The following is a 12,010-nucleotide window of genomic DNA, read 5'->3' as shown; positions in this document are numbered from 1 at the left end:
GATCATGGCTCTACCCAAACGCATCATCCCCTGCCTCGACGTGACCGCCGGGCGCGTCGTGAAGGGCGTCAATTTCGTCGAACTGCGCGACGCGGGAGACCCCGTCGAAATCGCGCGCCGCTACGACGACCAGGGCGCCGACGAACTGACGTTTCTCGACATCACCGCGACCTCCGACCAGCGCGACCTGATCCTGCCGATCATCGAGGCGGTGGCTTCGCAGGTCTTCATTCCGCTCACCGTCGGCGGCGGCGTGCGTGCCGTGGCGGACGTGCGGCGCCTGCTCAACGCCGGGGCGGACAAGGTCAGCATGAACTCGTCGGCCGTCGCCAATCCGCAGCTTGTGCGCGATTCCGCCGACAAATACGGCTCGCAGTGCATCGTCGTCGCCATCGACGCGAAGCGGACGTCCGCGCCGGGCGAACCCGCGCGCTGGGAAGTGTTCACGCACGGTGGCCGCAAGGCCACGGGCATCGACGCCGTGGAATGGGCGCACAAGATGGCCGAGCTGGGCGCGGGCGAAATCCTGCTCACGAGCATGGACCGCGACGGCACGAAGAGCGGCTTCGACCTCGCCCTCACGAGCGCGGTGTCCGACGCTGTGCCGATTCCCGTGATCGCCTCGGGCGGCGTGGGCGGCCTGCAGGACCTCGCAGACGGCATCGTCAAGGGCCGTGCCGACGCCGTGCTGGCGGCGAGCATCTTCCACTACGGCGAGCACACGGTGAGCGAGGCGAAGCGCTTCATGGCCGACCAGGGCATCTCGGTGAGGATGTGACGCGATGAGCAACGAACCAACCAACGACCTTGCCAACGCCAACTGGCTCGACAAGGTCAACTGGGACGCGAGCGGCCTCGTGCCGGTGATCGCGCAGGAAGCCACCACCGGCGACGTGCTGATGTTCGCCTGGATGAACCGCGAAGCGCTCGCCAAGACGGTGGAGCTGCGCCGCGCCGTGTACTTCTCGCGCTCGCGCCAGCGCCTGTGGTTCAAGGGCGAGGAGTCGGGCCACGTGCAGCACGTGCGCGACATCCGCCTCGACTGCGACGAAGACGTCGTGCTGCTCAAGGTCGAGCAGGTGTCGGGCATCGCGTGCCACACGGGCCGCCACTCGTGCTTTTTCCAGCAATTCGAAGGCACCGTCGACGAAGGCCGCTGGGTCGCCGCCGACCCTGTGCTGAAAGACCCCGAACACATCTACAAATGACGCAACTGAACACCAACGACACCCTGCTGCGCCTCGCAGCGGTGATCGACAGCCGCAAAGGCGGCGATCCGGACGCCTCCTACGTCGCGCGCCTGTTTCACAAGGGCGACGACGCAGTGCTCAAGAAGGTCGGCGAAGAAGCAACGGAAGTCGTGCTGGCCGCGAAGGACGTGCGCCAGGGCGGCGCACCGAAGGCGCTGGTCGGCGAGATGGCCGACCTGTGGTTCCATTGCCTCGTCACGCTCTCGCATTTCGATCTGAGTCCCGCCGACGTGCTCGCGGAACTGGAACGCCGCGAGGGTCTTTCGGGTCTTGAGGAAAAGGCGCTGCGCAAGAGCCGCGAGCGCGAAGAGAACGGCGACTGAGGCTGGCGCGCAGCGCAACCCACCCCACGTTCTGCATGGGACCGGAGTAACCGCTAAAGCGCTAACTCTGGATCGACAGGAGATGAACGACATGTCCACGTCTGGCGACTATCCGCCCCCTTCGTACCGCAACGGCGTTGACGCGGACCGTTTGCGCAGCCTGCGCACTTTCACGCACGTGCTGTACGCGCTCTACGCGGTGTACTGGCTCACCGGCGGCATTTCGGTGCTGGTGGCCATCATCCTCAATTACCTCAAGCGCGACGAAGCGCTCGGCACGCCCTACGAGCAGCACTTCACCTGGCAAATCCGCACGTTCTGGCTTGGCCTCGCCGGCCATCTGATCGGCGGCGTGCTCATCTTCGTGCTGGTCGGCATTCCAATTTTGTGGGCTGTCGCAATCTGGACGTTGTACCGTATCATCAAAGGCTGGCTGTACTTGTACGACAACAAGCCGCTGCACAATCCGCGCGCCTGGTTTTGAGGGCAGCCGGGTGCGTGTGCGGCGCTGCTCACCAGGAGCACCATGAGTCACGACCGCAGCACCTGTCTTTTCTGCAAGATCGCCGATGGCCAGATTCCCAGCACCCGGGTGTATGAAGACGACGAATTCGTCGCCTTCCGCGACATCCGGCCCGCAGCCGAAACGCACGTCCTCGTCATTCCGCGCCAGCATATTTCCACCCTTGCCGACTGCGGTGAAAACGACGCACCGCTGCTTGGTAGAATGTTTGTATTGGTCGCGCGGCTCGCCAAGGAGCTGGGCGTCTCGTACACGGGCGGCGACACCGGATTTCGCACGGTCGTGAATACGGGGCCGGGCGGCGGGCAGGAGGTCTACCATCTGCACGCGCATTTGCTGGCCGGGCCGCGTCCGTGGCACCGCATGGGCTGAGTGCCGAGGGCGGTGAAAGTCGGTATAAATGATGGATGGCGTGGGGCGAACCCCGCGTTTTGCTAAAGGGTCGCACGCCACGTCGGTGCAACATCAAACAGGCACAATTTATCGCGTCGCGCACATCGCGCGGCGACGGGGTTAAGGAGAGAGTGAATCATGGGTTCGTTGAGCATTTGGCACTGGCTGATCGTCTTGTTGATCGTTGCGCTCGTCTTCGGCACCAAGAAGCTGCGCAATATCGGTAGCGATCTGGGCGGTGCGGTAAAGGGTTTCAAGGAAGGCATGCGCGAGAGCGAAGGCGCCGACGCGCCAAAGCGTGAGCTGCCGGCCGACGGCGGCGCAGTCGACGTCGAAGCCAAGGACAAGACGCAGCGCTCGAACGACTACCGCTAAAACGCGTGGCGGCCTTTTTCTCGCCGCCACCTGTTTTCCAGCTTGAATCCCGCTCGTGACCACAGCTTGTGACTAACAAGACAGCCAAGGCTGACGGAAAACTCCATTCATGCTCGATCTCGGTTTAACCAAGATGGCGCTGATCGGCGTCGTCGCGCTGGTCGTTCTCGGACCGGAGCGGCTGCCGCGTGTCGCACGCACGGCGGGCGCGCTGTTCGGGCGCGCGCAGCGTTATATCAACGACGTCAAGGCGGAAGTCACGCGCGAGATCGAACTCGACGAGTTGCGCCGCATGAAGACCGAGTTCGAGGAGGCGGCGCAGAACGTCGAAAAGAACGTTCAGGACAACCTGCGCAAGCATGAAACCGAGTTGAACGACGCCTGGAACGCGGGCACGTCGGTGTCGCCGAGCATCGCGGGCGGCGCAGATCCTGCCAGTCTGGAAGGCGCTGCGGCCAACGTGATGGACGGCACCGCAACGCAATCGGGATGGCGCTCCGGCAACGCGGGCGCGAGCGGTGCGAAGCGCAAGAACTGGCGCGTGAAGCAAAGCGCCGCGCCTGTCTGGTACAAACGCGCCACGCTGCGCCGTACGCGAGTGCAATCCGGCGCTGCGCGCGTGGCACAGCACACGCCGGCAAGCCTGCGCCGGCCCACGCGGTTCTTCTGACGCGGATTCGCATTTGCGCACGACCATTTCCAACAGAGGGCCGGTGTGAGCGACCCCCAGCAAAAACTGGACGAAGGCTCCGAAGAGACCTTCATTTCCCATCTCGTCGAACTGCGCGACCGCATTATTCGCGCGGGCCTTGCCGTGATCGTCGTGTTCATCGGGCTCGTGTACTGGGCGCCCGATATATTCCGTCTGCTTGCGCGTCCGCTCATGCAGAACCTGCCGCGCGACGGCAAGATGATCGTCACCGACGTGACCGGCTCGTTCTTCGTGCCCATGAAGGTCACGATGCTCGTGGCCTTCGTGATCGCGCTGCCGGTCGTGCTCTACCAGATCTGGGCGTTCGTCGCTCCCGGCCTTTACCAGCACGAAAAGAAGCTCGTCGCGCCGCTCGTGGCGAGCAGCTACACGCTCTTCCTGTGCGGCATGGCGTTCGCGTATTTCGTGGTGTTCCCGACCATCTTCCGCGTAATGGCGCATTACAACGCGCCACTTGGCGCGGAGATGACGACCGATATCGACAATTACCTGAGTTTCGTGCTCACCATGTTCATTGCGTTCGGCGTGACCTTCGAGGTGCCGATCATCGTGGTGCTGCTCGTGCGCATGGGCGTGGTCACCGTGAAGAAGCTCAAGCAGGTCCGGCCCTACGTGATCGTTGGCGCGTTCATCGTCGCGGCCGTCGTGACGCCGCCGGACGTGTTCTCGCAGCTCATTCTCGCGTTGCCGCTCATCGTGCTGTACGAGCTGGGCATCATCGCGGCGCGTATCTTCATTGGCACCGGCGAGAAGAAACCCGCGGACGAGAGTCAGCCGGCGAGCTAACCTCGCTGGCGCTGCGCGGAAAAGCCGCAGGCAAACGAAAAGGCCGCGAACTTGAGTTCGCGGCCTTTTCGCATTCTGGAAACGGGCAGGGCGCGACGCCCGGCCTGTGACGGATCAGCCCCCGTCGTCGTCGCCTTCGCCGTCTTCCTGGGCCGGCTGCTTCGGCGGCGGCGGGCGCTTGCCGATCAGCACGTCGAGATCCATGTCCTTGTTCTTGCGCACGAGGTGGATCTTCGCGTCGGTGCCCGGTTTGATCTGCGCGATCACGTTCAGAAGGCGTGTGGTGTCCGTGATGGCCTCGCCGTTCACCGAGGTCAGAACGTCGCCGGGCTTAATGCCGGCCTTGTCGGCGGGGCCGCCCTGCAGCACGCCTGCGACGATCGCGCCAGACTTCTCCTTGAGCCCAAACGAGTCGGCGATCTCGGGCGTCACGTCCTGCGGTTCTACGCCGATCCAGCCGCGCGTGACCGAACCCGAGGTGATGATGCTCTCCAGCACGCTGCGCGCCGTGGAGACGGGAATCGCGAAGCCGATGCCGAGCGAGCCGCCCGAGCGCGAGTAGATGGCCGTGTTGATGCCGAGCAGGTTGCCGTTCACGTCGACGAGCGCGCCGCCCGAGTTGCCCGGATTGATTGGCGCGTCGGTCTGAATGAAGTTTTCGAACGTGTTGATGCCGAGGTGATTGCGGCCCAGCGCGCTGATGATGCCCATCGTGACCGTTTGTCCCACCCCGAACGGGTTGCCGATGGCGAGCACGACGTCGCCCACGCGCGTCTGGTCCATGCGGCCGAGCGTGATGGTGGGCAGGTTCGGCAGGTTGATCTTGAGCACAGCGAGATCGGTTTCCGGGTCGATGCCGATCACCTTCGCGTTGGTGGTGCGGCCGTCGGAAAGCGCGATTTCGATCTGGTCCGCGCCGTCGATCACGTGCTGGTTCGTTAGAATGTAACCGTCCGGACTGACAATGACGCCCGAACCGAGGTTGGCGGCAGGCTGCTCCTGCTGCTTGTGGTTTTTGTTGCGATCGCCGAAGAAGTAGCGAAATAGCGGGTCGTTCTGGCGGGGGTCGGGCGGCAGCGACCCATCCTTGCTCGAGAACACGTTGACGACCGCGGGCATTGCCTTCTGGGCGGCGTCCGCATAGGAGCCCTGGGTGGTGCCTCCACCGATGCCTGGCGCCACCTCCCGCAGTGCGACGATCGGTTCGGCAAGCTGCTTGCCGAACTGCCCCTGGTGCTGCAGCCACTGCGGTTTGAGCGTGGCGATGATGAACATCAACGCCAGCAGGACCGTCACCGCCTGGGCGAAGAACAGCCAAAAGCGTCTAAGCATCTGAAGATTAGAGGATTATATGGATCGGATCGAACTGGAATTGTATCTGAACAATCTTCTGGAATCCGCGCGGTTCAAGGACTACTGCCCCAATGGTTTGCAGGTCGAAGGGCGGCGTCGCGTGGAGAAGATCGCCACGGGCGTGACCGCTTCACTCGCCTTCCTGGAAGCCGCGCTCGAGTGGGGCGCCGACGCCGTGCTCGTGCACCATGGCTACTTCTGGAAGAACGAAGCGCCGCAAATCACGGGCCGCAAATACCGGCGCCTGAAGACCTTGCTCGCGAACGATATCAACCTGTTCGCGTACCACCTGCCGCTCGATAGCCATCCGGAACTGGGCAATAACGCGCAGTTGGGCGCCAGATTCGGCTGGATCGGCGAACAACGCTTCGGCGAGCAGGATCTCGGCTGGATGGCCACGCTGCCCATGCCGATCACGCTTGCGCACTTCACCGCCGAGGTCACGCAAACGCTCGGCCGCGCGCCGCTCGTGCTGGGCGACCCCGACTGGCAGCTGCGCCGCGTGGCCTGGTGCACGGGCGCCGCGCAAAGCTACTTCGACGCCGCGATCGACGCCGGCGCCGACGTCTTCCTCACCGGCGAGATCTCCGAGCAGACCACGCACACGTCGGCGGAAAGCGGGGTGGCGTTTCTCGCGGCGGGCCACCACGCAACCGAGCGTTTCGGCGTGCAGGCGGTGGGCGCGCACCTCTCGGAAGCGTTCAACATCGAGCATCTTTTCATCGACATCGACAATCCCGTTTAAACGAACTTTTCCATGCGCATGCCGGCGTTCGCATGGCGAAAATTGTCGTGGTGCAGCATCGTTTTATTCATCGGGCATTTACAAGCTGAAAAGAAAGTGGCCCTCTTTTCTGCGGGAAAACCCCGAGATATCAAGGACTTCCGAAGCTTTTTCGAGAACGCCCCTTGTAAATGCCAACTCCATTCGAGCAAACTAGCGTTCGGCAGCACCGCGGGTAAGCTGGCGTGACGGAAAAATCCAACTCAGAAGTGGGGCGATGTGATGCGAGACAACGAGAATGACCGCGTCGATGGCAGCCGCCGAACCTGGCTGATTGCGACGTCCGTAGCAGGTGGCATTGGAGGCGTGGCCACTGTCGTACCCTTCGTAGGTTCCTTTGCACCATCCGAAAAAGCGCGTGCCGCCGGCGCGCCCGTCGTAGCCGATATCACGAATCTGCAGCCCGGCTCGATGATGACCGTGGCCTGGCGCGGCAAGCCCGTGTGGATCCTGTACCGCACGGATCGCATGATGGCCGACGTGAAGAAGGCCGATCCCGACCTGGCCGATCCGAACTCCGAGCATCCGTTCTCGATGCCGATGCCGGAGTACTGCATGAACGAATTCCGTTCGCGCGCCGAGCATCAGAACATTCTCGTGGCGGTTGCCGTCTGCACCCATCTGGGCTGCACGCCGACGCCGCGCTTCCAGGAAGGCCCGCAGCCGAACCTGCCCGACAGCTGGCCGGGCGGCTTCCTGTGCCCGTGCCACGGCTCCACCTACGATCTCTCCGGCCGCGTGTTCAAGAACAAGCCGGCACCGCAAAACCTCGACATTCCGCGCTACATGTTCGCGTCCCCGACGCAGATCGTGATCGGCAAGGACGAAAAAGGAGAAGCGTGATGACGACGGGAACCGAAAAGGATGCGGGGGAGACGGCCGGCCTGCAGGGCTGGATCGACAAGCGCTTTCCGATGACCTCGACCTGGAAAGCGCACCTGACCGAGTACTACGCGCCGAAGAACTTCAACTTCTGGTACTTCTTCGGCTCGCTTGCGCTGCTCGTGCTGGTGAACCAGATCATCACCGGCATTTTCCTCACCATGAACTACAAGCCCGATGCGACGCTCGCGTTCGCCTCGGTCGAGTACATCATGCGCGAGGTGCCGTGGGGCTGGCTGATCCGCTACATGCACTCCACGGGCGCTTCCATGTTCTTCGTGGTCGTGTATCTGCACATGTTCCGCGGGCTGCTTTACGGCTCGTACCGCAAGCCGCGCGAACTCGTGTGGATTTTCGGCTGCGCGATTTTCCTGTGCCTGATGGCCGAGGCGTTCTTCGGCTACCTGCTGCCGTGGGGCCAGATGTCGTTCTGGGGCGCGCAGGTGATCGTGAACCTGTTCTCGGCGATCCCCTTCATCGGGCCGGATCTCTCGCTGTGGATTCGCGGCGATTACGTGGTGTCGGACGTCACGCTCAACCGCTTCTTCGCGTTCCACGTGATCGCCATTCCGCTCGTGCTGGTCGGGCTCGTGATCTGCCACATCATCGCGCTGCACGAAGTGGGCTCGAACAACCCGGATGGCATCGAGATCAAGGAGAAGAAGGACGCGAACGGCGTGCCGCTCGATGGCATTCCGTTTCATCCGTACTACTCGGTGCACGACTTCATGGGCGTGTGCATCTTCCTGATGATCTTCGCGGCGATCGTGTTCTTCGCGCCGGAAATGGGCGGCTACTTCCTCGAGGCGAATAACTTCGTGCCGGCCAACTCGCTGCAAACGCCGCCCGAAATCGCGCCGGTCTGGTACTTCACGGCGTTCTACGCGATGCTGCGTGCCACCACCGACCCGTTCAAGATCGTGCTGATGATCGTGATCGCGCTGCTCGGCCTGCTCGCGCTCGTGCGCGCCCGCGGCAAATGGCGCGCCGGGCTGCCGGTGCTGGCGGTGCTCGTGATCCTCGCCATGTACTTCACCGAGTCGAAGTTCTGGGGTGTGGTGGTCATGGGCACGGCGGTAGTCTCGCTCTTCTTCCTGCCGTGGCTCGATCGCTCGCCGGTGAAATCGATCCGCTACCGGCCGTTCTTCCACAAGGTGTTTCTCGGCATCTTCGTGCTGGCGTTCCTGACGCTCGCGTTCCTCGGCACGAAACCGCCATCGCCGGCGGCCACGCTGATCGCCCAGATCTGCGCGCTCGTCTATTTCGCCTTCTTCCTCGGCATGCCGTTCTGGACGCCGCTTGGCACGTTCAAGCAGCCGCCCGAACGCGTGCGGTTCAAGCCCCATTAAATGACGAGCGAGGAAGATATGACGAGAAAATCTCTTTTTTCGACGCTCGCGAAGGTGAGCATACGGGCTGCCGGCGTCCGGGCCGGCTTGGCCGCGCTGGCGCTCTCATGTGTATTCGGGGTCGGATCTGTGGCGGCGCAGGAAAACTTTCCGCTCGACCGCGCTCCCGATAACGGCGAAAATCTTGCTTCGCTGCAACACGGCGCCAAATTGTTTGTAAACTATTGCCTGAATTGCCATAGTGCGAACTTGATGCGCTACAGCCGGTTGCAGGATCTCGGCATTCCGCAGAAGCAAATCGAAGATAATCTGTTGTTTACGACCGACAAGGTCGGCAACACGATGTCCATCGCGATGCGCCCGGACGACGCAAAGGCGTGGTTCGGCGTGGCGCCGCCGGACCTCTCCGTGGAAGCGCGGGCGAAAGGGCGCGACTGGCTGTACACGTACCTGCGCACCTTCTACCGCGACGACACGCGGCCGACTGGCTGGAACAACCTGGTGTTCGAAAACGTGAGCATGCCGCACGTGCTGTGGCAGTTGCAGGGCATACGCACGGCGAAGTTCGAGGACACGACTGATGAGGAAACCGGGGAAAAAGTCCGTCGCTTTGCCGGGTTCCAGCAGGTCACGCCCGGAACGCTAACGCCTGTGGATTATGATGCCGACGTGGCCGACCTGGTGGCCTACCTCGGCTGGATGGCCGAACCCGAGCAGAAAACCCGCAGGCAGCTTGGCGTGTGGGTGCTTCTGTTCCTCGGCGTCTTGAGCTTTTTCGCGTGGCGATTGAACGCCGCGTACTGGAAAGATATCAAATAGGCACGTCCTGACCGACGTGGGGCCGGTGCGACGAGATGCCGTCTGACGGTTCAGGGACCGTCAGGCGGTTTTTTCGCCCGCTGGCCTTTTGGGTTTATTGAGGAAATGTAAATCATGATGGTTCTGTACTCCGGCACTACCTGCCCGTTCTCCCAGCGCTGCCGGCTGGTGTTGTTCGAAAAGGGCATGGACTTCGAAATCCGCGACGTCGACCTGTTCAACAAACCGGAAGACATCGCCGTGATGAATCCGTACGGTCAGGTGCCGATTCTGGTCGAGCGCGACCTGATCCTGTACGAATCGAACATCATCAACGAGTACATCGACGAGCGCTTCCCGCATCCGCAGCTGATGCCGGCCGACCCCGTCCAGCGCGCCCGCGCGCGTCTGTTCCTGCTCAACTTCGAGAAGGAACTGTTCGTGCACGTGAGCACGCTCGAGAACGAGAAGGGCAAGGCCGCCGAGAAGAATCACGAGAAGGCGCGCCTCGCGATCCGCGACCGCCTCACGCAGCTCGCGCCGATCTTCCTGAAGAACAAGTACATGCTGGGCGAAGAGTTCTCGATGCTCGACGTCGCGATCGCGCCGCTGCTGTGGCGCCTCGACCACTATGGCATCGAACTGTCGAAGAACGCCGCGCCGCTCATGAAGTACGCCGAGCGCATTTTCAGCCGTCCGGCGTACATCGAAGCGCTCACGCCGTCTGAAAAGGTCATGCGTCGTTAAGTAGTATCCTGGCGGTAGCAGGTAACAGAGGCGGCGTGCACAGCGTGCGTGTGGATGCCGCCTCGTGAAAGGATTGTTGATGCAAGAGATTTCCACCAAGCCGTATCTGCTGCGCGCGCTGTACGAGTGGTGCACCGATAACGGCTTCACGCCGCATATCGCGGTGCGGGTCGACAACCGCACGCGCGTGCCGCGCCAGTTCGTGCGTGACGGCGAGATCGTGCTGAACATCAGCTTCGAGGCGACGAGCCAGCTGCAGATGGGCAACGAGATGATCGAGTTCCACGCGCGCTTCTCGGGCAAGTCGCACAAGATCGAGGTGCCGGTGTCGAACGTTCTCGCGATCTACGCGCGCGAGAACGGCCAGGGCATGGCGTTCCCGGTCGAGTCGCCGGCGGGCGACGCCGACGACGTGCTGTCCTCCGAGGACCACGAAGAAGCCGAAGCGCACGAAGTGCGCGACGAGCCTGCCGAGGAATCTGCCGCACCGCTCGCGCCCGTCGCGTCGCGCGCTGCCGACAAAGATGACGAAGGCGGCAACAAGGGCGGCAAGGGTCACCTCAAGATCGTGAAATGAAGTAGAATAGCGGGCTATGCCGGCTTAGCTCATCTGGTAGAGCAGTTGATTTGTAATCATCAGGTGGCGGGTTCGAGTCCTGCAGCCGGCACCAAATTCGAAGTAAAGCGTCAAGACAAAGGGTTACGTGAAATTCACGTAACCCTTTGTGCTTTCTGGGCTCACTCCGCCCATTCGGGGTCGCTCGTGAACATGATCGTGAGCCAGCGGTGCGACTCGTCTCCGCCTATGGCCCGGCCAATTTCGTCGCGGATCGCATCCCACTCGGCAATGCGCTTTGGCGGCATGTCGGGCGGCACGACGAAATACAACTCGATCTCGCGCGAACGCCCCACTTTCGCGACGTAGGCGCGGTAATACTCAAAGGCGTAGCGCTCGACGAAGCGTTTCGCGACGGCATCGACATGCTGCTTGAGATCCGCGGGCGCGACGAGCAGCACGTCCAGCAGGGCCTGGCGGATTTCCGCGAGCGGAATCGGAATAATCACCGCGCATACCACCACGAGCGCCGCCGGGTCGACGTAGGGCGTGAGGTGCTCCCACGCCGTTCCCTGAATCGCATAGCCGACGCTGAACGCGATCAGCAGCGCGGCCGTGATGCCCGCGGACATGATCCACGACTTGATGTCGAGGCGCACGAAATCCGAGTGGATTCGACGGTTCGCGCGTGATTCGAACACCGCCATCGCTGCGCATGCGCTCACGGTGAGCACGGCGTAGACGAGCGCCGGGCCGAAGTGCAGTTCGTGGCCGCCGGAGAGCAGGTTCGTCACGCCGTTGATCAGCGCATAGACGGCCACGCCCACGAGCAGCGTGCTGTTCAGGCCGAGCACCATGGGTTCGAGATGCCAGAAGCCCATGGTGAAGCGCTCGCGCCATTTACGCGGCAGGTCGACGTTGACCGCGTAGGAGGTGATGAGCCGCACGACGGCGAGTGCGAGCGCGCTCATGCTCGCGTCGACGAGCGAATACACGCCGTCGAACACAATGGAAAACGAGCCGGAGATCAGGCCGAACAGGATGCCGATGAGGGCGATCACCAACGTCGTGGCGATTGATAACGTCAGCACGCTGCTCTCGTCGGAGGGACTGAAGAATCGTAGCCGTTCCATGATGTCTGCTCTCGCGCGAGGATGAGCAAGACTAGCCGACTCGCCG

Annotated in this window: 16 protein-coding genes and 1 tRNA gene; 15 read left to right on the top strand and 2 right to left on the bottom strand. The window is 62.7% G+C overall.

The genetic code is table 11. The features are described 5' to 3' along the window. Positions 1-4 precede the first annotated feature (4 nt). From hisF to tatC, 8 genes are all read left to right on the top strand, one after another. A complete protein-coding gene (hisF, locus tag U5A65_RS35390) occupies positions 5-778 on the top strand; it encodes an imidazole glycerol phosphate synthase subunit HisF (protein WP_321949170.1) in 774 nt (257 codons plus the stop codon). Between the two features lie 4 nt (positions 779-782). Further along, entirely contained in the window at positions 783-1,208 is a 426-nt protein-coding gene (gene hisI / locus U5A65_RS35385; RefSeq protein WP_321915885.1) for a phosphoribosyl-AMP cyclohydrolase, read from the top strand. Further along, on the top strand, positions 1,205-1,573 hold the full coding sequence (locus tag U5A65_RS35380) for a phosphoribosyl-ATP diphosphatase (protein ID WP_110388464.1): 369 nt from the start codon (positions 1,205-1,207) through the stop codon (positions 1,571-1,573). The genes hisI and U5A65_RS35380 overlap by 4 nt, the downstream gene beginning before the upstream one ends. Before the next feature lie 91 nt (positions 1,574-1,664). Continuing rightward, a complete protein-coding gene (locus U5A65_RS35375) occupies positions 1,665-2,057 on the top strand; it encodes a DUF4870 family protein (RefSeq protein ID WP_028206579.1) in 393 nt (130 codons plus the stop codon). 42 nt (positions 2,058-2,099) lie between these two features. Next, positions 2,100-2,468: a histidine triad nucleotide-binding protein gene (locus U5A65_RS35370; protein WP_321915884.1), complete on the top strand. Its 369-nt coding sequence runs from the start codon at positions 2,100-2,102 to the stop codon at positions 2,466-2,468. Positions 2,469-2,627: 159 nt separating this feature from the next. Beyond that, positions 2,628-2,864: a Sec-independent protein translocase subunit TatA gene (tatA, locus tag U5A65_RS35365; RefSeq protein WP_321915883.1), complete on the top strand. Its 237-nt coding sequence runs from the start codon at positions 2,628-2,630 to the stop codon at positions 2,862-2,864. A 109-nt stretch (positions 2,865-2,973) separates the two neighbouring features. Continuing rightward, the gene (gene tatB / locus U5A65_RS35360; protein ID WP_321915882.1) at positions 2,974-3,534 is read left to right on the top strand and encodes a Sec-independent protein translocase protein TatB; all 561 of its coding nucleotides are present in this window, start codon (positions 2,974-2,976) and stop codon (positions 3,532-3,534) included. A gap of 45 nt (positions 3,535-3,579) precedes the next feature. Continuing rightward, complete coding sequence (tatC, locus tag U5A65_RS35355; protein ID WP_321915881.1) at positions 3,580-4,362, top strand: twin-arginine translocase subunit TatC; 783 nt, start codon at positions 3,580-3,582, stop codon at positions 4,360-4,362. A 114-nt stretch (positions 4,363-4,476) separates the two neighbouring features. Here tatC and U5A65_RS35350 read toward each other — a convergent pair whose 3' ends face one another. Further along, complete coding sequence (locus tag U5A65_RS35350; protein ID WP_321915880.1) at positions 4,477-5,694, bottom strand: Do family serine endopeptidase; 1,218 nt, start codon at positions 5,692-5,694, stop codon at positions 4,477-4,479. 19 nt (positions 5,695-5,713) lie between these two features. Between U5A65_RS35350 and U5A65_RS35345 the strand changes: the two genes are divergently transcribed. From U5A65_RS35345 to U5A65_RS35315, 7 genes are all read left to right on the top strand, one after another. Next, a complete protein-coding gene (locus tag U5A65_RS35345) occupies positions 5,714-6,460 on the top strand; it encodes a Nif3-like dinuclear metal center hexameric protein (RefSeq protein ID WP_321915879.1) in 747 nt (248 codons plus the stop codon). A 261-nt stretch (positions 6,461-6,721) separates the two neighbouring features. Continuing rightward, positions 6,722-7,342, top strand: coding sequence for a ubiquinol-cytochrome c reductase iron-sulfur subunit (petA, locus tag U5A65_RS35340; RefSeq protein WP_321915878.1), 621 nt, complete (start codon positions 6,722-6,724; stop codon positions 7,340-7,342). Further along, positions 7,342-8,730: a cytochrome bc complex cytochrome b subunit gene (locus tag U5A65_RS35335; protein WP_321915877.1), complete on the top strand. Its 1,389-nt coding sequence runs from the start codon at positions 7,342-7,344 to the stop codon at positions 8,728-8,730. Before petA ends, U5A65_RS35335 begins: the two co-directional genes overlap by 1 nt. 18 nt (positions 8,731-8,748) lie before the next feature. Beyond that, positions 8,749-9,549 (top strand): cytochrome c1, encoded by an 801-nt coding sequence (locus U5A65_RS35330; protein ID WP_415766189.1) that lies wholly within the window; start codon positions 8,749-8,751, stop codon positions 9,547-9,549. A gap of 114 nt (positions 9,550-9,663) precedes the next feature. After that, the gene (locus U5A65_RS35325; RefSeq protein ID WP_027797364.1) at positions 9,664-10,275 is read left to right on the top strand and encodes a glutathione S-transferase N-terminal domain-containing protein; all 612 of its coding nucleotides are present in this window, start codon (positions 9,664-9,666) and stop codon (positions 10,273-10,275) included. Positions 10,276-10,354: 79 nt separating this feature from the next. Further along, positions 10,355-10,852 carry a ClpXP protease specificity-enhancing factor gene (locus tag U5A65_RS35320; RefSeq protein ID WP_321915876.1) on the top strand — a complete coding sequence of 166 codons (498 nt, stop codon included), beginning with the start codon at positions 10,355-10,357 and terminating at the stop codon, positions 10,850-10,852. Positions 10,853-10,870: 18 nt separating this feature from the next. Then, a tRNA-Thr gene (locus U5A65_RS35315) sits at positions 10,871-10,946 on the top strand. A gap of 67 nt (positions 10,947-11,013) precedes the next feature. Here the strand turns inward: U5A65_RS35315 and U5A65_RS35310 are convergent. Then, positions 11,014-11,964, bottom strand: a complete 951-nt coding sequence (locus U5A65_RS35310; protein WP_321949169.1) for a cation diffusion facilitator family transporter — start codon at positions 11,962-11,964, stop codon at positions 11,014-11,016. Positions 11,965-12,010: the final 46 nt, after the last annotated feature.

Origin of the sequence: Paraburkholderia sp. J10-1, from assembly GCF_905220165.1 — a bacterium.
GTDB lineage: Bacteria > Pseudomonadota > Gammaproteobacteria > Burkholderiales > Burkholderiaceae > Paraburkholderia.
Note: the sequence above shows the minus strand (reverse complement) of the source record. Positions and strands in the feature narration are given on the sequence as shown.

Coding starts and splice junctions, on each gene's coding strand:
- tatA (WP_321915883.1), top strand. CDS start 2,628: ATGGGTTCGTTGAGCATTTGGCACTGGCTGATCGTCTTGTTGATCGTT.
- U5A65_RS35330 (WP_415766189.1), top strand. CDS start 8,749: ATGACGAGAAAATCTCTTTTTTCGACGCTCGCGAAGGTGAGCATACGG.
- petA (WP_321915878.1), top strand. CDS start 6,722: ATGCGAGACAACGAGAATGACCGCGTCGATGGCAGCCGCCGAACCTGG.
- U5A65_RS35380 (WP_110388464.1), top strand. CDS start 1,205: ATGACGCAACTGAACACCAACGACACCCTGCTGCGCCTCGCAGCGGTG.
- U5A65_RS35375 (WP_028206579.1), top strand. CDS start 1,665: ATGTCCACGTCTGGCGACTATCCGCCCCCTTCGTACCGCAACGGCGTT.
- U5A65_RS35350 (WP_321915880.1), bottom strand. CDS start 5,694: ATGCTTAGACGCTTTTGGCTGTTCTTCGCCCAGGCGGTGACGGTCCTG.
- U5A65_RS35310 (WP_321949169.1), bottom strand. CDS start 11,964: ATGGAACGGCTACGATTCTTCAGTCCCTCCGACGAGAGCAGCGTGCTG.
- U5A65_RS35325 (WP_027797364.1), top strand. CDS start 9,664: ATGATGGTTCTGTACTCCGGCACTACCTGCCCGTTCTCCCAGCGCTGC.
- tatB (WP_321915882.1), top strand. CDS start 2,974: ATGCTCGATCTCGGTTTAACCAAGATGGCGCTGATCGGCGTCGTCGCG.
- U5A65_RS35370 (WP_321915884.1), top strand. CDS start 2,100: ATGAGTCACGACCGCAGCACCTGTCTTTTCTGCAAGATCGCCGATGGC.
- U5A65_RS35335 (WP_321915877.1), top strand. CDS start 7,342: ATGACGACGGGAACCGAAAAGGATGCGGGGGAGACGGCCGGCCTGCAG.
- hisF (WP_321949170.1), top strand. CDS start 5: ATGGCTCTACCCAAACGCATCATCCCCTGCCTCGACGTGACCGCCGGG.
- U5A65_RS35320 (WP_321915876.1), top strand. CDS start 10,355: ATGCAAGAGATTTCCACCAAGCCGTATCTGCTGCGCGCGCTGTACGAG.
- U5A65_RS35345 (WP_321915879.1), top strand. CDS start 5,714: ATGGATCGGATCGAACTGGAATTGTATCTGAACAATCTTCTGGAATCC.
- hisI (WP_321915885.1), top strand. CDS start 783: ATGAGCAACGAACCAACCAACGACCTTGCCAACGCCAACTGGCTCGAC.